Raw genomic sequence first — 23,910 nt, forward strand, 5'->3', positions numbered from 1 at the left:
GCAAAGAGTAAATACGGCCGGTTAACGCCAGCTGCCACCAAAGTTTCTCTCTCATTTTCCCAATCTAAATAGCAGCGACACAACCCGGCCAGCTGGCTGGCGTGTAAAACAATCGTCGGTTCAAAAAATAGTTTACATTGCTATGTATTGCTAATTATTATCATTGCGCTTCTCATAATGAAAATCATTCATAATTTAACTCATTAATAATTAATATATTTATTTTACAGGGGATCTTCTCATGTCTGGTCAATTCCGGCTCTCGCTGCTTGCTACCGCTATTGTTTTAGCGTTCCCGGCCTGGGCTGCTGATAAAAATGATAACGCTTCATCAACCGATCGCACGGATACCCTGACGGTGGTGGGTAACTGGCTTGATTCGCCGGATTACAGCACGGTTGTGCTCGATCACCCCGGCGCTAGGACTATCGTGACGGAGCAACAGGTTAAGGAAAAGGGCGGGGAGACGGTTTCAGAAGCCCTGCGCGGTATTCCCGGCGTTCAGGTTCAGGAGAATAACGGCACCGGCGGGAGCGATGTCTCCTTGAACGTGGGCGTACGCGGTCTGACATCGCGCCTGTCACCTCGTTCTACCATCATGATGGATGGCGTCCCGCTTTCCGTTGCCCCTTACGGCCAGCCGCAGCTGTCAATGGCGCCTCTTTCAATGGGAAACATTCAGTCAATTGATGTGATCCGGGGCGGTAGCGCCGTCCGTTACGGACCGCAGAACGTCGGCGGTGTGATCAATTTCGTCTCGAAGGATATCCCGGAAGAGTTCGGCGGCGCGGTGAGCGCGCAAACGGAAGGCGCATCGCACGGGGGGCTAAAAACGCTGACCAGCGCTTCCGTCGGCGGAACGGCGGAGAATGGTCTGGGTGCTGAGCTGCTGTACTCCGGCTTGCACGGGCAGGGATACAGAGAAAACAATGACAACACCGATATTGACGATTTTATGCTGAAAACGCGTTATCGTTTTACCCCGAAGGACGAACTGACGGGTAACTTCCATTACTATAACGCCTCCGCAGGTATGCCCGGCGGCCTGACGAAAGAGCAGTATCAGCAAAATCCCTTCCAGTCCGTACGACCCTTCGATCAGTTTGCCGGGCGCCGTCAGGATATGTCTTTTAAATATCGCCATCAGGAAGAGGATAGCCAGTTTGAAGTGCTGACCTATTTCACTAAAAGTTTCCGTACCAGCGATATTCAGACCGACGGCACCGGGGCTCTGGAAGGGCAGAGCCGACTGGCGGCAGCGCCGCGTCACTATACGACCTGGGCTATCGAGCCGACGTATTCACACCTGTTCCGCTTCTGGGATATGGCTCATGAGATAACCCTGGGCTATCGCTATCTGAACGAGACGTCGGATGAAAAAGGATATCGATCCAACTGGTACGATCCGACGACCACCACCTCTGCACCGAATTCAAAAGAGAACTACTATCAGCATACCTCCGGCGGTACGGAAGCTAACGCGTTTTATATTGATGATGCCGTCAACGTCGGTAACTGGACCATCACCCCTGGGCTACGCTATGAAAGTATCCGTACGCATGTAAATGATTCTTTCGCCGATATTTCGCGAGAAAAATCGTATAGCGAACCTTTGCCGTCGATCAACGTGATGTACCACCTGTCCGACAGCTGGAAGCTGTTTGCTAACGCCAATACCTCTTTCGGCAGTTTGCAGTATTTCCAGCTAACGCGCGGGGGGAATCACGGCCAGCCGGCTCCTGGCCTACAGCCTGAAAAAGCGCATACCTATGAGGTCGGTACCCGCTATGACGATTCCGTACTCAAAGCGGAGCTGACGGCTTTCTACATTGATTTTGATAATCAGCTGCAGTACATCAACAACACCATCGGCTGGACCACTCTGGGCGCGACCAAACATCAGGGCGTCGAGCTGGCTCTGAACTACGATCTCAGCGAACTGGCGCATAGTCTGGATGGGCTCAGCCTCTATTCCACCTATACCTATACGCGCGCTGTATCCGTCAGCGGAGAGTTTTCGGGTAAAGATCTGCCGTTCTATTCCCGCCAGGTGCTGACGGTGGGATCCCGCTATGCAACGGGCAGCTGGGTGTGGAACGTTGATGGCTATTCGCAATCGCGCCAGCATTCTCCGGGGTCGTCTGATGCCGGCAACGGTTATATCACCCAGGAGAGCGATGATGGCCAGTACGGCAATATTGCGGGCTATATGGTGTGGAATATGCGCGGCGAATATGACATGGGGCCATCATGGTCAAATTTGAAACTGGGCGCCGGTATTAAAAACCTTTTCGATCAGCGCTACTACACGCGTTCAACGGATAATAACTACGGGAAATATATTGGCGAGCCGAGAACGTTCTTTGTTCAGGCGTCACTGGCATTCTAAAAGAGCTCATCTTCGCGGTGTATTTGATACACCGCGAAGCGGCTAATAGAGGGTCATCGCGTTGCGCGCGCTTAACATGTTGGTTCATCACATCTTCCTCAGCGCATGAGCAAAATGTGTCAACGTTATTCAGGATGGGCAACAGGCGAAAAAAAAGCCCGTACTTGCGTACGAGCTCTTCTTCAAATATGGCGGTGAGAGAGGGGTTCGAACCCTCGATACGTTGCCGTATACACACTTTCCAGGCGTGCTCCTTCAGCCACTCGGACACCTCACCATATTGTTTTGCTGCACACCTTGGGTGGGCAACGGGGCGGTACTATAGGGAGTTGCGCTAAAACGGTCAAGCAGTATTTATTCTTTCCTTACCGTTCGCTCAAGCAATGAACACCGCCCCGGTAAAAAACGCCGGGGCGGTGGCTTTAACGCTGTGAATCAAGCTGTTCGCCGTTCTTCACCACGTCCTGCGCTTTGGCGTAGCTCTCAATCAGCAGCTGATAGGCCGGGAATACTTTAGTATAAACCTCGGCCCACTCGGCGGCGTCGGGACGGTTCCAGGTCCGCTGCAGCTCGGACGCCACCGCGGCGGTATCCATCGGGATGACGCCGGCCTGAACGACACGAGCCAGCGTTATCTCCTGCGCCATCTTGCTGTAGGTGCCTGAAGCGTCGATAACCGCGAAGACCTTATAGCCATCGGCGACGGCTGCAATAGACGGAAATGCCATGCACACGCTGGTAATGGTGCCCGCGATAATCAGCGTTTTGCGCCCGGTGGCCTTCACTGCCGCCACGAAATCCGGGTTATCCCAGGCGTTAATTTCACCCTTGCGCGCAATATAGCGAGCATGTGGCGCATTCTCATGGATCTCAGGGATCAGCGGACCATTAGGCCCCTGCGGTACCGAGGCGGTGGTGATAACCGGGATCCCCGCAAGGGAGGCCATCTTCGCCAACGCGGCGGCCCGGGCGCGCAGTTCCGGCATTGGCATATCGCCAACGGTCTGGAACAGACCGCTCTGATGGTCAATCAGCAGCATGGCGCTGTCGTTTACATCAATCACCGGGCGAGCTCCGTTAAAATTAGCTGGAGTAGACATTTTTTGTACCTCTGTCGCGTCAGATTTGGCCAAAACGGCCGCTATTAAAATCACGCACCGCTTCGGCGATTTGCGTTTTGCTGTTCATGACAAATGGGCCATAGCCGACGATAGGCTCACTCAGCGGTTCGCCGGCCAGCAGCAGGACCCTGGTATCAGCGGTAGCGCTGAGGTGCAGCGTTTCACCCTGCTGGCTCAGCACCACCAGCTGGCCTTCGCGCGCGTTTTCAGCGTCGTTAACGCGGACTTCACCTTCAAGCACAACCAGCGCGGTGCTCCAGCCGGCAGGCTGGCGTAACGAGACGTCGTGGCCCTGCGTCAGCTGCATATCCCAGACGTTCAGCGGCGAGAAGGTATGCGCCGGTCCGGAAACGTCGGCATAATCACCGGCGATGACCCGAACGTGGCCTGCGTTATCCGGCAGCGCGACGCGGGGAATGAGGTCAGCGGTGATGCTCTGGTAGCCGGGCGCGGCCATTTTGTCTTTGGCCGGCAGGTTGACCCACAGCTGGATCATCTTCAGCTCGCCGCCGGTACGGGTAAATTCCGCCGAGTGGAACTCTTCGTGCAGGATCCCGGCGCCCGCCGTCATCCACTGCACATCGCCGGGGCCAATCACGCCGCCTCTGCCGGTTGAGTCGCGGTGCTCAACTTCACCTGAATACACGACGGTAACGGTTTCAAACCCGCGATGCGGATGCTCGCCAACGCCGCGTTTGCCGCTTCCCGCCGGAAAGCTATGCGGCCCTGCGTAATCCAGCAGCAGGAAGGGGCTCAGCTGCTCGCCGTGGGTTTGATAAGAAAACAGCGAGCGTACCGGGAAACCGTTACCGACCCAGTGCTGGGATGGCGCGGTATAGACGCCTGTAATCTGTTTCATTGTTCTCTCCTGTGCGGTTGTTTCGATGTCGATAAGCTTAGATGCGCGGCTAATAGCCCGGTAGATAGCAAAAATGACCTATACTGTTCTAAAAATGGAACAATGGGGGAAGGATGCAGGATCTCAACGACTTAGCCTGGTTTGTCCAGGTGGTGGATCATGGCGGATTCGCCGCTGCGGGTCGGGCGCTCGATCAGCCTAAATCGAAGCTCAGCCGCCGCATTGCCCAGCTGGAAGAGCGGCTCGGCGTGCGCTTGATTCATCGCACCACAAGGCAGTTCGCGGTAACCGAAGTTGGGCAGACGTTTTATCAGCACTGCAAAGCGATGCTGATCGAGGCCGAGGCGGCGCAGCAGGCGGTGGATACCCTTCGTTCTGAGCCGCGCGGCAGCGTTAAGCTCACCTGTCCGGTTACCCTCCTGCATGTGCATATTGGCCCGATGCTGGCGCGTTTTATGCAGCGCTATCCGGGGGTGAACGTGCATCTGGAGGCAACCAACCGGCGGGTTGATGTGGTCGGTGAGGGGGTTGACGTGGCTATTCGCGTGCGGCCGCGGCCCTTTGATGATAGCGATCTGGTGATGCGGGTGCTGGCCGATCGCGGGCACCGGCTGTTTGCCAGCCCGGCGCTGGTGGCGCGCATGGGGCAGCCGCAGGCGCCGTCTGAACTGAGCGAGTGGCCGGGACTGAGCCTGGCCGCCGGCAAGCATCAGCATAAATGGCAGCTGACCGGTCCGCAGGGCGCCCGTGCGGAGGTCTATTTTACGCCGCGAATGGTGACTACCGACATGCTGGCGCTGTGCGAAGCGGCGGTCGCCGGCATTGGCGTTGTTCAGCTGCCGCTATTAATGGCGCGCGATCGGCTGGCGGCGGGTGAGCTGGTGGTGGTGCTTGACGAGTGGCAGCCGCGCCGGGAGGTGATTCATGCGGTCTTTGCCTCACGCCGCGGGCTATTGCCGTCGGTGCGCGCGCTGGTGGATTTCCTCAGCGAAGAGTATCAGCGGATGGAGGAGGATTAGCGCAGGGCCGGATGCGCCGGCCCTGGCCAGAGGTTTATGATGACTTTTGCTCTCTGAAGGCGACGACCGTATCCCATGCGGTTTGCTGCAGGGCGCGGGCCGTCCGTTCGGTCATATCGCTGTCGACAGGGAGGGCGCCGCCTACCGGAGATTGATTATAGAGGGTAGCAAACAGTACGCAGGCCGTCAGGTAGGTGCCGGCCAGCGACGGGTGGTTGCCATCGCTGTGGTATAAATTTATCTCCGGATGCTGCTCAACGGCGCGCGCAAAGGCGAGGCCGACGGGGGCCACGTAGCCGTGCGTCTGGCGGGCGATGTCAAGATAGGCCTTTTCCAGTTTATCCGTCTGCTCCGGTTTATTTTTGCTGGCCCAGGTCATAAACCAGACGACCTTTTCATTCGCTTTATGCGCAATGTCCGCCATGGCTATCGCCGACTGCGTGAAATACTCCCGGGTGGCGGCCTTTTTGCTGATGGTTTCCGTCGAGTTTCCCTGGAAGACGACCACGTCCCACTTTTGCAGACCGTTCTGGAACTGCAGGTTGGGAATATGCCAGCCCAGATGTCCGGTCGAGATGGTAATACCGCGATACGTATAGCCTTTGCCACTTTCGGGCAGCAGCGAGCGGGCGAGGTCCCGCAGGCGAGTGTTCACGTTGTTATTGTAGTGGGTGTAAGAGTTTCCATATATTGCGACGGTTTTATTTTCGCCGTCCATTATCGCCTGTGGAGAGGGCGCAATAACGGTATCGGCCAATGCGAGGCTTGACAGGCACAGATAGCCGGCCAGCAGATAACGTGCTTTTTTCATCTTGCTTATCCTTAAAAGTCGTAGCGCAGCCCGGCGATGAATGCATCGTCATGGGCTGGCTTATTTTTATTGGCTAATTCCTTCACGTAGCTCAGGGACAGCCAGGTATCTTTCGCCAGGCTTAATTGTGTTTCGGCACGCCAGCCCCGGCGTTCGGCATATTTTTTGCCATTTTCATTTAGCGTACTATATCCTCCTAAGAATCTAACTTTTTGATATTTCCATGAGGCTAAAGAGTCGAAGCTGGTATAATCGTTATCGCTATTATTATCACGGGCGATAGCCACGCGGCCTACCGTGGTAGCGAGCGAAATATTGCCATAGTCCAGCTGCAGTCCGCCGATATATTGCGTATGTTTTTTCCTCCCGTCCGTCGTTTTGATCCCCTCCTTACGTTTATATTCGCTGGCGGCGATGGCCGGCGTTATCTGCAGATCGGCCAGCGACCAGGTTTTTCGATAGCTGGCCATTATGCCGTCATCGAGGGCGTCATTATCGCTATTACCGTTACCCATCACGTATGCCAGCTGGATCTGATGCCCGTCAAACTCGCCGTTCCACTGCACGGTGCCGTCCTGACGGTTAAACTGGTACGAGCTATCTATTGTCGTGATCCCGTAGCTATAGACGTTGGGGGTAAAGTTTTTATAGCGGTCGGTCATTTTCATGACCTGATAGAGCGGGTTTTTGGTGCGCCCGCCGATTAATTCCCCGTAGCGCTTGTGGGAAAGACCGAGGTAGGCATAGCGCGCGTCCAGATCTTTATCGCCGGTTTTATTATCGTTTTTTTCAGTTCGCACCTGCCATTCAACCCGGCCGACTATTTTGGTTTCATCAAGTAAATCTAATTTATGCGTTAAATAAAGCCCCAGGCGACCCCCGAGCTGGCTGCGCGAATCGTCTTCGGCAAATGAGGCGTCGCCGTGGGCGAGCTGCCATTCTAACCGGCCATATATATCCAGCGTGCTCTTTTTATCTTTATAAACGTTCATTGCCGAAGCGGAATAGCTGACGCTGATTAATGCGCCAATAATGATGGCTTTCGTTGTTATATGCATAGGATCCTCGGGCCAGAGAAAAGGCGTAGTAACGGGTTATGTTCTATTGTTGGAGGTACGTTTTTTTTTAAACCTGAACGAGGGCGGGAAATAGGGGAAACATTTTTTCTCATAATCAATTGTGAGCTTAAACACAAATTGCCATAAACTTTGCTCTTTTCACCGCGGATTAATCCCTTGACGGCCCGGAGATTAATTAATTTAAGCACCTCGGCGGCGTAAATCAGGGTGGGTTTGTTAAGTCGCTCACATTTTAGATCCGGGATCCTGGCTCGGTTGTGGGAAATAAATTTTCCCATTTTTCCGCTTAATTATTTAACGCACAATCAGCCCGGATAGAGAAAACCATTCGGTTGTAGCAAAATGGCGCCATGCTGTTGATAAGGGCGCAATCCATACAGGAGTTAATGATGCGAGGTAGTCAAAGTTCGGTATTTGATTCAGAACTCTATTCCTCTCTGTTTACCCAATCGGAGATGAAGGTTATCTGGTCGGATGAAAACCTGATTCGCTGTTGGCTAACGTTCGAATCGACCGTGGCGTGCGTTCAGGCAGAGCTGGGGATGATTCCGCAGCAGGCGGCGGACGATATTAGCGAAACCTGCCGGACGCTTTCCCTTGACTGGGGCCGACTTGCCGAGGAAACCCGCAGCGTGGGTATGCCAATCAAGCCGCTGATCGATCAGATTGCCGATGCGGGGACGCCGCTGGTGAAAAAATATCTGCACTGGGGCTGCACCACCCAGGATCTTCTGGATACCGGACTGGCGATGCGTCTCCATCAGACGCTGACGCTGCTGCGGCGCCTGGCGATTGGGCTGGGAAACGCGCTAAAAGAGATGGCCGTAGAGCATAAGCACAGCGTCATGGTGGCGCGCACCAATTCGATAGACGCATCGGCTACCACGTGGGGGCTACAGGTGAGCGGCTATCTGGGGGAGCTGACCCGGCATGTGCGACGTCTGGATAACCTGTTCGCGACGGCGACAACCGGCTTATTTGGCGGGGCGGTGGGTAACCTGGCGTCGGTTGGCGCGCAGGGGCTGACTATTCGCAACCGTCTGATGAGCGAGCTGGGATTAAGCTGCCCATCAGGCGCCATGAACGCCAGCCAGGATAACGTCGTTGAAGTGGTGCAGTTTTTCGCCCTCGTGCACGGCACGCTGTGCCGGATCGCCAATGACGTCGAGACGCTGGGGCGCACGCCGATTGCCGAGCTGCGAGAGGGGGAAGGCGGCGGCGGCTCCAGCGCGATGCCGCATAAAACCAACCCGCGCTCCAGCAATATGATACAGACGCTGGCCCGCATGGGCTGGATGTACTCCTCAGGCGCGCCAAACCTGCTCGATCAGCATGACGTCCGTTCCGCCTCCGCCCGGGTGCTGAACTGGACGCTGGTGCCGGAAGCGGCGCTATGTCTTGCGACCAGCCTCGAGCGCGGCGAACGCCTGATTCGTCATCTGGTGGTGGATACCGCTAAGATGCGCGCGAACTTCAGCGCCTCGCATCACTTTATTATGTCTGAATCCGTCTCCATGAAGCTGGCAGAAAAGGTTGGCCGCAGTGAGGGGTACAACATGCTGAAAAACCTGCTAAACCAGGCGGACGGATCGCAGAACCTGTACGAGACCCTCACCGGATGTCCGGCGATCGTCGATCTCCTGTCCGCGGAGGAGATCCGCGAGGCCTGCGAACCGACCAGCTGGCTTGGCAGCAACGATGCGTTAATTGATGAAGCGATCGATGCTTTCGATCGTCAGCTATCTTCCCCGGCCTGATCGGCAATGTCTGCTCATCCGGTGGCCGTCAGGTACCGGATGAGAAGGTTTCAAAAAAGCCGAAAAGATCTTCCAGCTGTTCAAAATTGCCTTCTCCGCCGCCTTTTTCATAGGCCAGATGCAGCGTCAGCTCAATAAAGAAAAAACCAATGATCCGACTTTTAAATACCGAATGGGTATCGCTCGGTAACACGAATTGCAGATTGCAAAATTTCCCGTAGGGGTTGGATTCAGAATTGGTGATTAGCACCACCAGCGCCTTTTTGCTGCGAAACCATTCGGCGATGCGTAGCGCCATATTATTAAATCGATAGTATGAGAAAACGATCAAAACGTCGTTATCGGTCAGGTTTAGCAACGATTTTGGTAATTCTCCGGCATCCAGCGATAATAGCGTGACGCGATCGCGAAAATACTTGATGAGCGTGACGAAGTGCGTTGCCATCGCATGGGATGATGAGGGGCCGACGACATATAATTTACGCTCGTCGTTGAGGATAATATCGATAAATTGATTCAGACTGTTGATCTCGATACTCTCTTTGAAGCTGGCAAAAAGGCCCGCCACGTTATTATTGAACTCCGTGACCACCTGTTCCGTTGCCACGTGGTCTCTGGCCGGCGAGCGCGCGGCCAGCTCATAGGGGGAAATCATCTTTTGCGGCGACAGCGACTCCTCAACGACGCGCCGGAACGCCGCGTAACCGGTGAAACCGAGTTTATTTAAAAACCGCCCAATGGTCGCTTTACTGACCGCCGCGTTGTTTGCGATATCGACAATGCCGTGGTAGGGAATTTCATTAAAATGGTCGCGGATATAGTTATCCAGGCGCTGTTCTGACTCGGTTAAAGCGGATAAATGTGCGGTGTTGGCTTTATATTCATCCAGCGTTAAGGGTGATTTAATCGGCATTTCATTGACCCCGAAGACTTATTTCTCTGTGAAATATCTCATAGTTAGAGAGATAAGTAAGTATTACGCTAATGCCATCAGCAGGGACGCTTCAGGTTATGGGATCGTGCGCACAATTTGCTGTGGGAAAATCATTTTCTCATTTTTTACGCCGCCCGCGAAATTTACTCTGTTGCCATCTAAAAACAACCCTCGACCAGAAGCGAAGCGCTCCGTATCTTACCCGGCTTCATACAAGGATATCATCCATGATCGCATTTATAATCGCCATTGTGATTACCATTATTGCTGCATGGTTAATCATTAAAAACGTTCAGCCCCAGACGGTTCTGCTGCTGGCCGGCCTGACGCTGCTGACCGTCACGGCGCTGTTTTATCCGCAACAGAGCATTCTTTACGGCCACGCAAAATCGACGGGCTCAATATGGCTCGATATTTTCGCTTTCGCCAAAGAGTCCCTGGCCACCCAGGTTGCGGGGATAGGGCTTATCATCATGGCGGCCGGGGGCTTTGCCAGCTACATGGATCATATTAAGGCGTCGAATGCGATGGTGAACGTTTGCATTCGTCCTTTACAGGTTATTAAAGCCCCGTACGTGATTCTGGCGCTGGGATATATTTGCGCTCAGCTACTGCACGTGGCGATCTCCAGCGCCGCCGGGCTGGCGATGCTGCTGCTGGTGACCTTTTTCCCGGTGCTGGTGCGTCTGGGAGTGAGCAAAGCGGCGGCGGCCTCGATGATCGGCCTGTGCGCGTTTATGGATTTAGGCCCGGCGGTTGGCACCGCTAACCTCGCGGCTAAGCATGCCGGTATGGAGGCGGCGGTCTATTTTGCCCACTACCAGATGCCGGTGGCGCTGGCCGTGATGCTGGCGGTCGCGGTGCTGATTTTCTTCACCGCGAAATATTACGATAAAAAAGAGGGACATTACCCAGGTGAAGCCTTGGTGGAGCAGGAGAGCGTCGGCGAAGCCGGGCCGCGGGCGCCGACGTTTTACGCCATTCTTCCGGTCTTTCCCGTCATACTGGTGCTGGTATTCAGCCCGTTAGTCATCACCTCGGTTAAGGTCGACGTGGTTACCGCGATGATCGTCGGGACGCTGCTGGCCTTCGTCTGCGAGCTGGCGGTGACGCGGGATTTTCGCGCCAGCTGTAAAGGCGTGCAGAGCTTTTTTAAAGGGATGGGGAGCATGTTTACCAGCATTGTTTCGCTGCTGGTGTGTGCCGATATTTATGCCCAGGGAATGCAAAAAATTGGCGCTATCGACTATTTACTCGATGCCGTACGCAACGCCGGTTTTGGTTTTGCCAGCATGACGCTGGTCATGACCGCCCTGGTCGGCGTGACCGCCGTGCTCACCGGCTCCGGCGTCGCGGCCTTTTTCTCCTTCTCCGGTATGGCTCCTTCTATTGCAAAGACCTTTGGTGAAAGCGCGGTAAAAATGATCCTGCCGATGCAGATGATGGCCGGCATGGGACGCTCTATCTCCCCGGTCGCCGGGATTATCATCGCCGTCAGTAAGGCCGGGGAGTGTTCGCCATTTGCTATCGTCCGCCGGACGTTAATTCCTGCAGTGGGCGGTATTATCGCCATGCTGGCGGCCAACTATGTCATGTTCTGAAAACGATATGGATCGCTTCACTCACCGGGACCCCGTTATGTTGAATGATATCAAAGACAAGCCACTTTATATTCCGTATGCCGGTTCGCTGCTGCTGGAGTCCCCTTTGCTGAATAAAGGCAGCGGTTTTACGCTGCCAGAGCGCGATAATTTTAATCTTCATGGTCTGATCCCCGCCGCGGTTGAAACGATTGAAGAGCAGGCCCGACGCGCCTGGCAGCAGTTTCAGAGCATCGATTCTGCTATTGCCCGACATATCTATTTGCGCAATATTCAGGATATTAACGAGACCCTCTTTTATCATCTGCTGGAGCGCCATTTAGCGGAAATGATGCCCATTATCTATACCCCGGTAGTGGGGCTTGCCTGCGAGCATTTTTCGGCCATGTATCGCCGCGCGCGCGGGCTTTTTATCAGCTGGGAAGATCGCTTTCGCATCGATGATATTCTGCATAATGCTTCCCGGCAGAATATCCGGGTGATTGTTGTTACCGACGGCGAACGTATTTTAGGGCTGGGCGATCAGGGAATGGGCGGAATGGGGATCCCGATCGGCAAGCTGTCGTTATATACGGTCTGCGGGGGGATTGCGCCTGAATATACGCTGCCCGTTTTTCTTGATGTTGGAACCAATAACCCCCGGCTGCTAAGCGATCCGCTTTATATGGGATGGCGGCATTCGCGCATTACCGGCGAGGAGTATTTTGAGTTTATCGATCTGTTTATCCGCGCCGTTAAGCATCGCTGGCCGGATGTCTTGTTGCAGTTTGAAGATTTTGCCCAACAGGCGGCGATGCCCCTGCTGGAGCGCTACCGCGATGAGCTGTGCTGTTTCAATGATGATATCCAGGGAACCGCCGCGGTAACGCTGGGAGCGCTGCTGGCGGCGAGCCGGGCAACCGGACGGCCGCTGCGCGAACAGACGGTGGTGTTTCTTGGCGCCGGGTCGGCAGGATGCGGGATTGCCGAACAGATTGTGACGCAGATGGTTGCCGAAGGTTTAAGCGATGCGCAGGCCCGGGCGCGGATCTATATGGTTGACCGCGCTGGCCTGCTCACGGAAGATCAGGCGGGTCTCCTCGCCTTCCAGGCACGCCTCGGCCAGCCGCGCAGCCGTCTGGGGGAGTGGGAGGGCAAGGACGGTAATTACGGCCTGCTGGAGGTGATTCGCCGCGCGCAGCCGACGGTTTTGATTGGCGTAAGCGGCCAGCCCGGTCTGTTCAACGAAGCTGTGATAACCGAGATGTATCGTCACTGCCGGCAGCCGATTATTATGCCGCTCTCGAACCCGGACTCCCGGGTCGAGGCGCGGCCGGAAGATATTCTGGCCTGGACCGACGGGCGGGCGATCGTTGCGACCGGCAGCCCTTTTAAGCCCGTGCAGCGGCAGGGGAAAAGCTACCCCGTTGCGCAATGCAATAACGTCTATATCTTTCCCGGCATCGGGCTTGGGGTGGCGATCGGCGAGGCCCGGAGGGTGACGGAAGGGATGCTGATGGCGGCAAGCCGAACGCTGGCGGAGCACTCTCCGCTGGCGCTTCACGGTACCGGGCCGCTGCTGCCCGATATCTCGGATATTCAGTCGATGACTAAACATATTGCGATTCGCGTAGCGCAGGCGGCGCAGCAAGACGGCGTTGCCCCCGTGCTCTCAGAGGAGACGCTGCGGGCACGCATTGCGGACAGCTTCTGGCGTCCGGTTTATCGACAGTACCGGCGCACGCCGTTCTGAATCACCTGATTCTTTGCGAAGGGGAGGGCTGGCTCGCGGTCTGTCCAGCTGGCGATGCCAGCTGTCGAACCCTGGTCGAGACTTCTTATCCCTCCCGGCGGGTGAAATAGACGAAAAAAAAGCCCGTACTTGCGTACGAGCTCTTCTTCAAATATGGCGGTGAGGGAGGGGTTCGAACCCTCGATACGTTGCCGTATACACACTTTCCAGGCGTGCTCCTTCAGCCACTCGGACACCTCACCATATTGTCGTTCCCGTTGTCGCTGGGAACGGGCGCTAATTTAGGGAAATACCTATCTCCCGTCAATCAACTTTTTTAAAAAAGCGCGCGTTTAGCCAAACTTCGCGCAACCTGCTGGCGAAACGCACGACAATCGTTTTTTTTGTCACCACTCTCTTTTTACCCGCCGGCCAGTCGAAATTTGCTATGCTGGCAAACCAATAGAAAACAACAAGTAAAATACGGCGCTAACGCAAACCTGCTGAAGACATTAGCTATCAGGAGTCACAATGGAGATTATCTTTTACCACCCGACGTTTGATATCCCGTACTGGATTGCCGAGCTGGAAAAACAGCTCCCCGGTTCGCGCGTACGCGAGTGGAAGCCTGGCGACGATCGGCCCGCCGACTATGCGCTGGTCTGGCACCCGCCGGTGGAAATGCTCCAGGGCCGCGACCTAAAGGCCGTCTTTGCGCTCGGCGCGGGGGTGGATTCGATCCTCAGCAAACTGCGCGAACATCCGCAGATGCTGCCGCTATCGATTCCGCTGTTCCGCCTGGAAGATACCGGCATGGGGCTGCAGATGCAGGAGTATGCGGTCAGCCAGGTGCTGCACTGGTTCCGCCGGTTTGACGATTATCAGGCGCTGAAGCAGCAGGCGCGCTGGCAGCCGCTCGATGAATACCGGCGCGAAGATTTTACCATCGGCATCATGGGGGCCGGCGTGCTCGGCGCGAAGGTTGCGCAAGGGCTGCAGGCATGGGGCTTCCCGCTGCGCAGCTGGAGCCGCAGCCGCAAGGCGTGGCCGCAGGTGCAAAGCTTTGCCGGGGCCGATGAGCTGAATGAATTCCTGCGCGAAACCCGGGTCCTGATTAACCTGCTGCCCAACACGGCGGAGACCGTCGGCATTATTAATCAGCAGCTGCTGGCGCAGCTTCCGGACGGCAGCTATGTTCTCAACCTGGCGCGCGGCGTCCATGTCGTTGAAGACGACCTGCTGGCGGCGCTGGAAAGCGGTAAACTTAAAGGCGCCATGCTCGATGTCTTCAGCCGCGAGCCGCTCCCGGCGGCAAGCCCGCTGTGGGCGCATCCGCGAGTGGCAATGACGCCGCATATCGCCGCGGTGACGCGGCCGCAGGAAGCGATTGCCTATATAGCCGGTACGATTAGCCAGCTCGAACGAGGGGAAACGGTCAGCGGGCAGGTCGATCGCCAGCGCGGTTATTAAAAGAGAACCCCGCTGCGGCGGGGGTTTTGCTAATCATACGTCCTGATTCCTGCTATTCTTGCCACAAACAGAGAAGGAGATTGTGATGTATCCTGTTGACCTGCACATGCATACCGTCGCCAGTACCCACGCCTACAGCACCCTGCACGATTACATTGCCGAAGCAAAGCGCAAGGGGATCAAACTCTTTGCGATCACCGATCATGGCCCGGATATGGCCGATGCGCCGCACTACTGGCACTTCGTCAATATGCGCATCTGGCCGCGGCTGGTGGACGGCGTTGGCATTCTGCGCGGTATTGAAGCCAACATTAAAAATATTCACGGTGAAATTGACTGCTCCGGTCCGATGCTCACCTCCCTGGACCTGTTCATTGCGGGCTTCCATGAGCCGGTCTTTCCACCGCAGGACAAAGCAACCCATACCGAGGCGATGATCGCCGCGATGGCGAGCGGCGCGGTGCACATTATCAGCCACCCGGGCAACCCTAAATTCCCGGTCGATATCCCGGCCATCGCCGAAGCGGCGGCAAAATACCAGGTGGCGTTGGAGATCAACAACTCCTCATTTATCTCCTCACGCGTAGGCAGCGAAGATAACTGCCGGGCCATCGCCGCCGCGGTGCGCGATGCCGGAGGCTGGGTGGCCCTCGGCTCTGATTCGCATACTGCCTTTACGCTGGGCGAATTCAGGGAGTGTCGCAAGATCCTCGATGAGGTGAATTTCCCCGAGGAGAGGATCCTTAACGTTTCTCCGCGCCGGCTGCTGAATTTCCTTGAATCTCGCGGGATGCCGGCGATCGCTGAGTTTGCCGATCTTTAATTTTTCTAACTGGAATAAATGAATGAACGAGTTTTCAATCCTCTGCCGCGTGCTGGGCTCCCTGTACTATCGTCAGCCACAGGACCCGCTGCTGGTGCCGCTGTTTACCCTTATTCGTGAAGGCAAGCTGGCGGCAAGCTGGCCGCTGGAGCAGGATGAGCAGCTGGAGCGCCTGCAAAAAAGCTGCGACGTGCAGCCGCTGGCCGCCGATTACAACGCGCTGTTTGTCGGCGAAGAGTGCGGCGTCCCGCCGTACCGTAGCGCCTGGGTTGAGGGCGCTACGGAGGCCGAAGTTCGCGGCTTTTTGAGCGAGCACGGGATCCCAACCGGGGAGGGGCGAGCCGATCATATTGGTTCCCTGCTGCTGGCCGCTTCGTGGCTTGAGGATCATGCGACGGAAGATGAAAGCGAGACCCTGGAAACGCTGTTTGCCGACTATATTCTGCCGTGGTGCGGGATCTTCCTCGGCAAGGTCGAGGCCCATGCGGTGACGCCTTTCTGGCGGACAATGGCGCCGCTGACGCGCGAGGCGCTCTCCGCCATGTGGGATGAGCTGCAGGAAGAGAACGAAGAATAAATGTGATTCATATCACGTTTCAAATGCAACAAAGAGAATGCTATTTCAGATAGTGTGCTCAGGATCGCATTTGAAGGGTGCGTATCTGCTATGATACGCGCCATGAACATACTTCTCGCAATTGCAATAACGACGGGCATTCTCTCCGGGATCTGGGGATGGGTGGCGGTCGCGCTCGGCCTGCTGAGCTGGGCTGGCTTTCTCGGCTGCACGGCCTATTTTGCCTGCCCGCAGGGCGGCCTGAAAGGGCTGCTGATCTCTACATGTACGGTGATGAGCGGCGTGATATGGGCCCAGGCGATCGTCTACGGCAGCGCGCTGGCGCCGCATCTGGAAATCCTCGGCTATATAATAACCGGCATCGTGGCGTTTCTGATGTGCATTCAGGCGCGTCAGGTGCTGCTCTCCTTCGTGCCCGGAACCTTTATCGGCGCCTGCGCAACCTTTGCCGGCGGCGGCGACTGGCGTCTGATTGTGCCTTCTCTGGCGCTGGGGCTGGTTTTTGGCTATGCGATGAAAAACAGCGGACTCTGGCTGGCAGCGCGGGCGGAAAAGAGTAAATCGTTGGCCCGCGAAACCCCCGACGAAGCCTGAGCGGCGCTATCCCACCTAAAACAGGACCTCAGGTCCTGTTTTGCTTTGCTGTCAATCACCTTTTCCTGCTTGCGCAGCGCTCCCTGGCGCCACGGCGGGCGTAACGCTCCCCCGGGCTGTACTCTCGAAGCCATTTTATTCGATGGTTAATCATATTGTTACGCCCGGGCCCAGGCGAAAAATTAAACGGATTGCCGGTCGGCGCCCGCAAAAGGGAGCCTGCGCGAGGAAAACAGCAGGCCAGGGCAATTAAAGTATATTAATCCGCAACATACCCTTGCTATTCTGGCAACCGAACATCGCGCATTGCCGGGCCTCGGGCTTTCGTCCTCGGGGCCGTCATGCGATATTACCGCTAAGCTTTACTTAAGACGTTTGCCGACAGGAGGCGAAATGGCTGTTAAACCTGAGGTTATTCTCGGAGACATCACAACGCTGGCAGTCGATGTTATCGTCAACGCTGCTAACCCTTCACTGCTCGGCGGCGGCGGGGTCGATGGCGCTATTCATCGGGCCGCCGGGCCGGAGCTGCTGGCCGCGTGCAAAATAGTGCGTCAGCAGCAGGGCGAGTGCGCTCCCGGTCATGCGGTGATCACCACCGCCGGCCAGCTCCCGGCCAGCGCGGTTATTCACGCCGTTGGGCCGATCTGGCACGGCGGCGATCGCCAGGAGGCTGAACTGCTGGCCGATGCCTATAAAAACAGCCTGCAGCTGGCGGCGGCGAATAGCTACCGCTCTATTGCTTTCCCGGCAATCAGCACCGGCGTGTACGGTTACCCTAAGCAGGCTGCGGCGGAGATAGCCGTGCGGACGGTGAACGCCTTTCTCACCCGCTACAATCCGCTGGAACGCGTCTGCTTTGTCTGTTTTGATGCCGAAACGGCTGAGATTTATCACCGCCTGCTGCAGGCACAATAGGCGCAGCGCAGGCGACGCTGCTGGCCAGGCAGGCGTTGGCAATTATCAATGAAGGAGATCTGTTGGTGGCTGAGGGAAAGGTAGCGCAAAAGCAGCTCGTTCGTCGGGCGGAGATTGTTTCTGCGGCACAAGCATGTTTTGCCGCAAAAGGGCTCCACGGCGCGTCCGTTGCCGATATTGCCCGCGAGGCCGGGCTTAGCGTAGGGCAGCTGTACCGTATTTTTGCCAGCAAAGAGGAGATTATCGAGGCGATAGTCAGCGAAATTGTTCACGCCAGGGTGGAGGAGATGATTCGCGGCAATCACGACCTCGAGCGGATGGCATCGCTGCTGGCTGGCGTCATACCGCCGTCGGCCGCTATGATAACCGACAATTATCTGCTGATGGAGATTAACGCCGAAGCCTCGAGAAACCCGCGCCTGCGCGAAATTTTACAGCAGGCCGACCGGCGCCTGAAAGAGGAGGGCGGGCGCCTTACCCGTCACTCTCATCCCGAGATGTCGGCGGAGCAGATCGATGCCGCCAGTGAACTGATTGCGGTATTAACCGAGGGCGCGGCGTATCGCCGTGAGCTGACCACCGCAGCGGAGGCCAATAAGCCGGCGATGGCCGCGCTCTATCGCGACCTGTTCCAGCTTCTGTTTGACAAAAAATAATCTTCGCTGGCCTGCACCGGGGCCGCGCGCCTGGCGCAGCCCCGGTGGGGCTATCCGTTGGCCGAAACCTGCGGCTTCGGCGTTTTAGTCTGGAATTTCCCCGAAAAGAGGAAGCGCAGCAGCGGGATCCGCAGATGAATTTCGTAGAGGATCACCGCAATGCCGACCACAAAAATCAGCCCGGCAATAAACCCTAAGGTGTTCGATTGGATGGCCGGAGCAATCCACGCGCCGTACAGCAGGGTGAGCGGGTGGTGCACCAGATAGATAAACAGCGAGGCATTCACAAAATAGGTCACCCGCGCCGACTGGAAGTTCAGCAGGCGGTGCCCAAGGGAAAACACCACGTTAACCATCCACAGTCCGAGCACCATGGTAATGACGTACTCGGTTTCAAACATCCACGCGTCACCGGAGCCGTACTGTTGGTTCAGGCGGTAGGCGATAAAGCCCAGCAGGGCCCCGACGTAGCACCACGGCGACGGCCGGGTGAACAGCGCTTTCAGGCGCGGGTTGATAAAGGTTTGCGCGCCGAGAATAAAGAACGGCAGGTAGAACAGGGTCTGCATGACGATAAAGTTAAACAGGCCGTTGCTGAGAATTGGCGGGTAGAGAATGAACAGCGTGCGGCGGATCAGCGCGTAGAGCACGCCGAGCGCGAGGAAAATCATCGACAGCTGAGACAATGTGACGGTGTCACCAAAACTCGGGCCGCCTTCCGTGCGGCGCCCGGTGAGCCATTTGAACAGCACCACCCCGAGGGTGGTCAGAACGACCAGCACCAGTAAAAACCACAGATGCGAGATCAGCTCCCAGGCGAGGGTGTTGAATTTGTCGTACCCTGAGAGCGCGTGCCAGCTGTCGGCTTTACCGTTGACGTACTGCAGCATAATAAACTGCGGCAGGGTCAGCAGCGGAATGGCGGTTAACAGGGGGATGCCCACGCGCTCGACCCGCACTTTCCACCATTTTTTTAGCGGATAGCGAAGAAAAAGCATGTAGGAGAAGTAGCCGGAGATGACAAAGAAAACCTGCATGCGAAATGCATGAATAAAATCGTTGAACAGCGTCAGCCACCACGAAGGTTCGGCGCTATTAACATGCCAGCTGTGGCTGGAATAGATAAGCGATATGTGAAAGGGTATCCCCAGAAGCATTAACCATGCGCGGATGCTATCGAAGAAATATTCACGTTCTACTGGCGCATTATTCATACAGTTTCACTACTTTCTCAGACAATTCGTCTTATCACTCAAGGTGATAACGTTTAAATTCTCAGCAACCCTACATCAACTCTGGATACCTGTCTCCAGGATAAGCACGCAAAGTGCAAAAGTGACAGAGAACTGTCCATTACCTGTACTGCTAAGCTGAACAATGCAGGGATTATGTTGTCGGATTGCCTGAATTTCCATTAAAATAGATCGGATCGATTTAAGCACACAAAGGGGGAAGTGCTTACTTATATGAAACATAAACCACAGATGATGAAAATGCGCTGGTTAAGCGCAGCCGTAATGTTGTCCCTGTGTACTTCATCTGCATGGGCGTTTAGCATTGATGACGTTGCAAAAGAGGCAAAATCGTTAGCCGGGAAGGGCTATGAAGCGCCGAAGAGCAACCTGCCCTCCGTTTTCCGTGACATGAAATACGCGGACTACCAGCAAATCCAGTTTAATCACGATAAAGCATACTGGAACAACCAGAAGACCCCGTTCAAACTTGAATTTTATCATCAGGGCATGTACTTCGACACGCCGGTCACGATCAACGAAGTGACTGCAAGTAGCGTGCACAAGATCAAATATAACCCGGACTACTTCAATTTTGGCAGCGTCCAGCATGACAAAGACACGGTCAAAGACCTTGGCTTTGCCGGGTTTAAAGTGCTGTACCCGATCAACAGCAAAGATAAGAATGACGAAATTGTCAGCATGCTCGGAGCCAGCTATTTCCGCGTACTGGGCCAGGGCCAGGTTTACGGGCTCTCCGCTCGCGGCCTTGCTATCGATACCGCACTGCCTTCAGGCGAAGAGTTCCCGCGTTTTCGCGAGTTCTGGATCGAGCGTCCAAAAGCGACCGACAAGCGTCTGACGATTTATGCTCTGCTCGATTCCCCGCGCGCAACCGGAGCGTATCGTTTTGTCATTATGCCGGGTCGCGATACCGTGGTTGACGTGCAGTCCAAGGTTTACCTGCGTGACAAGGTCGGTAAGCTGGGCGTTGCACCGCTGACCAGCATGTTCCTGTTTGGGCCGAATCAGCCCTCTCCGGCGACAAACTACCGTCCGGCGCTGCACGACTCTAACGGTCTCTCTATTCTCGCCGGCAACGGGGAGTGGATCTGGCGTCCGCTGAACAATCCGAAGCATCTGGCCGTCAGCAGCTACGCGATGGAAAATCCGCAAGGCTTTGGCCTGCTGCAGCGCGGACGTCAGTTCTCTCGCTTTGAAGATCTCGACGACCGCTACGATCTGCGCCCGAGCGCATGGATCACGCCGAAAGGCGACTGGGGTAAAGGTAAAATCGAACTGGTTGAGATTCCAACCAACGATGAAACTAACGATAACATCGTGACCTACTGGACGCCGGATCAGCTGCCGGAGCCGGGTAAAGAGATGAACTTCAAATACTCTATTACCTTCAGCCGCGATGAAGACAAGCTGCACGCGCCGGATAACGCCTACGTGATGCAGACCCGTCGTTCCACCGGCGATGTGAAGCAGTCGAACCTGATTCGTCAGCCGGATGGCACTATCGCCTTCATCGTGGATTTCACCGGCGCTGAGATGAAAAAACTGCCGTCAGATACGCCGGTAACGGCGCAGGCGAGCATTGGCGATAACGCGGAGATCGTTGAGAACGCGGTGCGTTATAACCCGATCACCAAGGGCTGGCGTATGATTCTGCGCGTGAAAGTGAAAGATCCGAAGAAAACTACGGAAATGCGCGCTGCGCTGGTCAATGCCGACCAGACGCTGAGTGAAACCTGGAGCTATCAGCTGCCTGCTAATGAATAACATAACCAAGTACATTGACGCCTTACCGCTGTCGGGTGCAGAGAAGTCTGCACTTCCTGATACCAGCCTGAAGGCGGTACATGAAGCGCTGGACGCCGATCGTCACGATTTTCCCCGCGAAGACGATTCCCCTCTGGGGTCGGTGAAAGCGCGGCTGGAGCATAGCTGGCCGGATGCGCTGGCGGGCGATCAGCTCATCAAAGATGATGAAGGTCGCACCCAGCTGCACGCCATGCCGAAGGCGAAGCGCTCCTCTATGTTCCCGGATCCGTGGCGGACCAACCCGGTCGGCCGCTTCTGGGATCGGCTGCGTGGACGCGATGTCACCCCGCGCTATCTTTCTCGTCTGACCAAAGAAGAGCAGGAAAGCGAGCAGAAATGGCGCACCGCCGGTACCATTCGTCGCTACATTCTGCTGCTGCTGACGCTGGCGCAGACGGTCGTCGCGACCTGGTACATGAAAACCATTCTGCCATATCAGGGCTGGGCGTTAATCAACCCCGCCGACATGGTAGGGCAGAATCTGTGGGTTTCATTTATGCAGCTGCTGCCGTATATGCTGCAAACCGGTATTCTGATCCTCTTTGCGGTCCTCTTCTGCTGGGTATCAGCGGGATTCTGGACGGCGCTGATGGGCTTCCTGCAGCTGCTGATGGGGCGCGATAAGTACAGTATTTCCGCCTCCACCGTCGGCGATGAGCCGCTGAATCCAGAGCATCGGACGGCGCTGATCATGCCTATCTGCAACGAAGACGTCGATCGCGTTTTCGCCGGTCTGCGCGCCACCTGGGAATCGGTGAAAGCGACGGGCCAGCAGCAGCACTTCGACGTTTACATCCTGAGCGACAGCTACAATCCGGATATTTGCGTAGCGGAGCAAAAGGCGTGGATGGAGCTGATTGCTGAAGTCCAGGGTGAGGGGCAGATTTTCTATCGCCGTCGTCGTCGTCGCGTGAAGCGTAAAAGCGGTAACATCGATGACTTCTGCCGCCGCTGGGGCAGCCAGTACAGCTACATGGTGGTGCTGGACGCCGACTCGGTGATGTCCGGCGAGTGCCTGACCGGCCTGGTGCGCCTGATGGAAGCGAACCCGAACGCCGGGATCATCCAGTCCTCGCCGCGCGCCTCCGGGATGGACACCCTCTACGCCCGCTGCCAGCAGTTCGCGACCCGCGTATACGGCCCGCTGTTTACCGCCGGTCTGCACTTCTGGCAGCTTGGCGAGTCGCACTACTGGGGTCATAACGCCATTATCCGCGTAAAACCGTTCATTGAGCACTGCGCGCTGGCGCCGCTGCCGGGTGAAGGCTCTTTCGCCGGATCGATTCTGTCGCACGACTTCGTGGAAGCCGCGCTGATGCGTCGCGCAGGCTGGGGCGTGTGGATTGCCTATGACCTGCCGGGCTCCTATGAGGAGCTGCCGCCGAACCTGCTGGATGAGCTGAAGCGTGACCGTCGCTGGTGCCACGGTAACCTGATGAACTTCCGCCTGTTCCTGGTTAAAGGTATGCACCCGGTGCACCGGGCGGTGTTCCTGACCGGCGTCATGTCCTATCTCTCCGCGCCGCTGTGGTTTATGTTCCTCGCCCTGTCGACCGCTCTGCAGGTAGTGCACGCGCTCACCGAGCCGCAGTACTTCCTGCAGCCGCGTCAGCTGTTCCCGGTCTGGCCGCAGTGGCGTCCGGAGCTGGCGATAGCCCTGTTTGCCTCAACCATGGTGCTGCTGTTCCTGCCGAAGCTGCTGAGCATCATTCTGGTGTGGTGCAAAGGGTCGAAAGAGTACGGCGGGTTTATCCGCGTGACCCTCTCTCTGCTGCTGGAGGTGCTGTTCTCCGTGCTGCTGGCGCCGGTACGTATGCTGTTCCACACCGTATTTGTGGTCAGCGCGTTCCTCGGCTGGGAAGTGGTCTGGAACTCGCCGCAGCGTGATGACGACTCCACCCCGTGGGGCGAAGCGTTTATGCGCCACGGTTCACAGCTGCTGCTGGGTCTGGTTTGGGCCGTCGGCATGGCGTGGCTGGATCTGCGCTTCCTGTTCTGGCTGGCACCGATCGTCTTCTCGCTGATTCTGTCGCCGTTTGTGTCGGTGATCTCCAGCCGGGCGACCATTGGTCTGCGTACCAAACGCTGGAAGCTGTTCCTGATCCCGGAAGAGTACTCCCCGCCGCAGGTGCTGAAGGATACCGACGCCTACCTGACCCTGAATCGTCAGCGTTCGCTGGATGATGGCTTTATGCACGCCGTGTTTAACCCGTCGTTTAACGCGCTGGCAACGGCAATGGCTACCGCTCGTCACCGCCACGGTCGGATCCTCGATATCGCCCGTGAACGTCACGTTGAGCAGGCGCTGAACGAGACGCCGGATAAACTTAACCGCGACCGTCGTCTGGTGCTGTTAAGCGACCCGGTGACCCTGTCGCGCCTGCACTATCGGGTATGGGCCGCGCCGGAGAAATACTCTTCGTGGGTGGATGCCTATGGCAAGCTAGCGCTGAATCCGCTGGCGTTAAAAACGAAGTAAGCCGCACGTTAAGAAAAATACCGGCAATTTTGCCGGTATTTTTTTCTCCA

The 23,910-nt window shown here is 56.3% G+C and carries 19 protein-coding genes and 2 tRNA genes; 13 read left to right on the forward strand and 8 right to left on the reverse strand.

What is annotated here, in order from left to right:
* The first annotated feature begins 241 nt into the window (after positions 1 to 241).
* A complete protein-coding gene (locus EDF75_RS04710) occupies positions 242 to 2,389 on the forward strand; it encodes a TonB-dependent receptor family protein (RefSeq protein WP_133597421.1) in 2,148 nt (715 codons plus the stop codon).
* A 189-nt stretch (positions 2,390 to 2,578) separates the two neighbouring features.
* Here EDF75_RS04710 and EDF75_RS04715 read toward each other — a convergent pair.
* The 3 genes from EDF75_RS04715 to EDF75_RS04725 all read right to left on the reverse strand — a co-directional run bounded on the left by EDF75_RS04715 (position 2,579) and on the right by EDF75_RS04725 (position 4,369).
* Positions 2,579 to 2,666 (reverse strand) — tRNA-Ser (locus tag EDF75_RS04715).
* A gap of 145 nt (positions 2,667 to 2,811) precedes the next feature.
* Positions 2,812 to 3,489, reverse strand: a complete 678-nt coding sequence (locus EDF75_RS04720) for an isochorismatase family protein (protein ID WP_123551205.1) — start codon at positions 3,487 to 3,489, stop codon at positions 2,812 to 2,814.
* A gap of 19 nt (positions 3,490 to 3,508) precedes the next feature.
* Positions 3,509 to 4,369: a pirin family protein gene (locus EDF75_RS04725; protein ID WP_133597423.1), complete on the reverse strand. Its 861-nt coding sequence runs from the start codon at positions 4,367 to 4,369 to the stop codon at positions 3,509 to 3,511.
* Positions 4,370 to 4,482: 113 nt separating this feature from the next.
* Between EDF75_RS04725 and EDF75_RS04730 the strand changes: the two genes are divergently transcribed.
* On the forward strand, positions 4,483 to 5,388 hold the full coding sequence (locus tag EDF75_RS04730) for a LysR family transcriptional regulator (protein ID WP_133597425.1): 906 nt from the start codon (positions 4,483 to 4,485) through the stop codon (positions 5,386 to 5,388).
* A 34-nt stretch (positions 5,389 to 5,422) separates the two neighbouring features.
* Here EDF75_RS04730 and EDF75_RS04735 read toward each other — a convergent pair whose 3' ends face one another.
* Both EDF75_RS04735 and EDF75_RS04740 read right to left on the reverse strand, forming a co-directional pair.
* A complete protein-coding gene (locus tag EDF75_RS04735) occupies positions 5,423 to 6,199 on the reverse strand; it encodes a DUF4886 domain-containing protein (RefSeq protein ID WP_133597427.1) in 777 nt (258 codons plus the stop codon).
* A gap of 11 nt (positions 6,200 to 6,210) precedes the next feature.
* Positions 6,211 to 7,257: a porin gene (locus tag EDF75_RS04740; protein ID WP_133597429.1), complete on the reverse strand. Its 1,047-nt coding sequence runs from the start codon at positions 7,255 to 7,257 to the stop codon at positions 6,211 to 6,213.
* 410 nt (positions 7,258 to 7,667) lie between these two features.
* On the opposite strand from EDF75_RS04740, the gene EDF75_RS04745 reads away from it, so the two are divergent.
* Positions 7,668 to 9,035: a class-II fumarase/aspartase family protein gene (locus EDF75_RS04745; protein WP_133597431.1), complete on the forward strand. Its 1,368-nt coding sequence runs from the start codon at positions 7,668 to 7,670 to the stop codon at positions 9,033 to 9,035.
* 28 nt (positions 9,036 to 9,063) lie between these two features.
* On the opposite strand, the gene EDF75_RS04750 is transcribed toward EDF75_RS04745, so the two are convergent.
* A complete protein-coding gene (locus EDF75_RS04750) occupies positions 9,064 to 9,948 on the reverse strand; it encodes a MurR/RpiR family transcriptional regulator (RefSeq protein WP_133597433.1) in 885 nt (294 codons plus the stop codon).
* A gap of 248 nt (positions 9,949 to 10,196) precedes the next feature.
* Here EDF75_RS04750 and dcuC point away from each other — a divergent pair, with 248 nt between their 5' ends.
* Complete coding sequence (gene dcuC / locus EDF75_RS04755; protein ID WP_133597435.1) at positions 10,197 to 11,570, forward strand: C4-dicarboxylate transporter DcuC; 1,374 nt, start codon at positions 10,197 to 10,199, stop codon at positions 11,568 to 11,570.
* A 37-nt stretch (positions 11,571 to 11,607) separates the two neighbouring features.
* Complete coding sequence (locus tag EDF75_RS04760; protein WP_133597437.1) at positions 11,608 to 13,302, forward strand: NAD-dependent malic enzyme; 1,695 nt, start codon at positions 11,608 to 11,610, stop codon at positions 13,300 to 13,302.
* 154 nt (positions 13,303 to 13,456) lie between these two features.
* Here EDF75_RS04760 and EDF75_RS04765 read toward each other — a convergent pair.
* Positions 13,457 to 13,544: transfer RNA gene (locus EDF75_RS04765), tRNA-Ser, on the reverse strand.
* Between the two features lie 268 nt (positions 13,545 to 13,812).
* On the opposite strand from EDF75_RS04765, the gene ghrA reads away from it, so the two are divergent.
* The 6 genes from ghrA (at position 13,813) to EDF75_RS04795 (ending at position 18,319) form a co-directional block, all read left to right on the forward strand.
* On the forward strand, positions 13,813 to 14,751 hold the full coding sequence (gene ghrA / locus EDF75_RS04770; RefSeq protein WP_133597439.1) for a glyoxylate/hydroxypyruvate reductase GhrA: 939 nt from the start codon (positions 13,813 to 13,815) through the stop codon (positions 14,749 to 14,751).
* An 85-nt stretch (positions 14,752 to 14,836) separates the two neighbouring features.
* Positions 14,837 to 15,574: a phosphatase gene (locus EDF75_RS04775; RefSeq protein WP_045854817.1), complete on the forward strand. Its 738-nt coding sequence runs from the start codon at positions 14,837 to 14,839 to the stop codon at positions 15,572 to 15,574.
* A gap of 22 nt (positions 15,575 to 15,596) precedes the next feature.
* Positions 15,597 to 16,151, forward strand: a complete 555-nt coding sequence (locus EDF75_RS04780) for a TorD/DmsD family molecular chaperone (protein ID WP_041144937.1) — start codon at positions 15,597 to 15,599, stop codon at positions 16,149 to 16,151.
* A 102-nt stretch (positions 16,152 to 16,253) separates the two neighbouring features.
* A complete protein-coding gene (locus EDF75_RS04785; protein WP_133597441.1) occupies positions 16,254 to 16,745 on the forward strand; it encodes a DUF1097 domain-containing protein in 492 nt (163 codons plus the stop codon).
* Positions 16,746 to 17,138: 393 nt separating this feature from the next.
* The gene (ymdB, locus tag EDF75_RS04790; protein WP_133597443.1) at positions 17,139 to 17,663 is read left to right on the forward strand and encodes an O-acetyl-ADP-ribose deacetylase; all 525 of its coding nucleotides are present in this window, start codon (positions 17,139 to 17,141) and stop codon (positions 17,661 to 17,663) included.
* A 65-nt stretch (positions 17,664 to 17,728) separates the two neighbouring features.
* Entirely contained in the window at positions 17,729 to 18,319 is a 591-nt protein-coding gene (locus tag EDF75_RS04795; protein WP_133597445.1) for a TetR/AcrR family transcriptional regulator, read from the forward strand.
* A 50-nt stretch (positions 18,320 to 18,369) separates the two neighbouring features.
* On the opposite strand, the gene mdoC is transcribed toward EDF75_RS04795, so the two are convergent.
* Positions 18,370 to 19,533, reverse strand: a complete 1,164-nt coding sequence (mdoC, locus tag EDF75_RS04800; protein ID WP_133597447.1) for a glucans biosynthesis protein MdoC — start codon at positions 19,531 to 19,533, stop codon at positions 18,370 to 18,372.
* Between the two features lie 252 nt (positions 19,534 to 19,785).
* Here mdoC and mdoG point away from each other — a divergent pair, with 252 nt between their 5' ends.
* Complete coding sequence (mdoG, locus tag EDF75_RS04805; protein ID WP_076945190.1) at positions 19,786 to 21,339, forward strand: glucans biosynthesis protein MdoG; 1,554 nt, start codon at positions 19,786 to 19,788, stop codon at positions 21,337 to 21,339.
* On the forward strand, positions 21,332 to 23,860 hold the full coding sequence (gene mdoH / locus EDF75_RS04810; RefSeq protein WP_133597449.1) for a glucans biosynthesis glucosyltransferase MdoH: 2,529 nt from the start codon (positions 21,332 to 21,334) through the stop codon (positions 23,858 to 23,860). The genes mdoG and mdoH overlap by 8 nt, the downstream gene beginning before the upstream one ends.
* The last annotated feature ends 50 nt before the right edge of the window (positions 23,861 to 23,910 follow it).

It is taken from the genome of Klebsiella sp. BIGb0149 (assembly GCF_004362605.1).
Taxonomy (GTDB): Bacteria; Pseudomonadota; Gammaproteobacteria; order Enterobacterales; family Enterobacteriaceae; genus Klebsiella; species Klebsiella terrigena.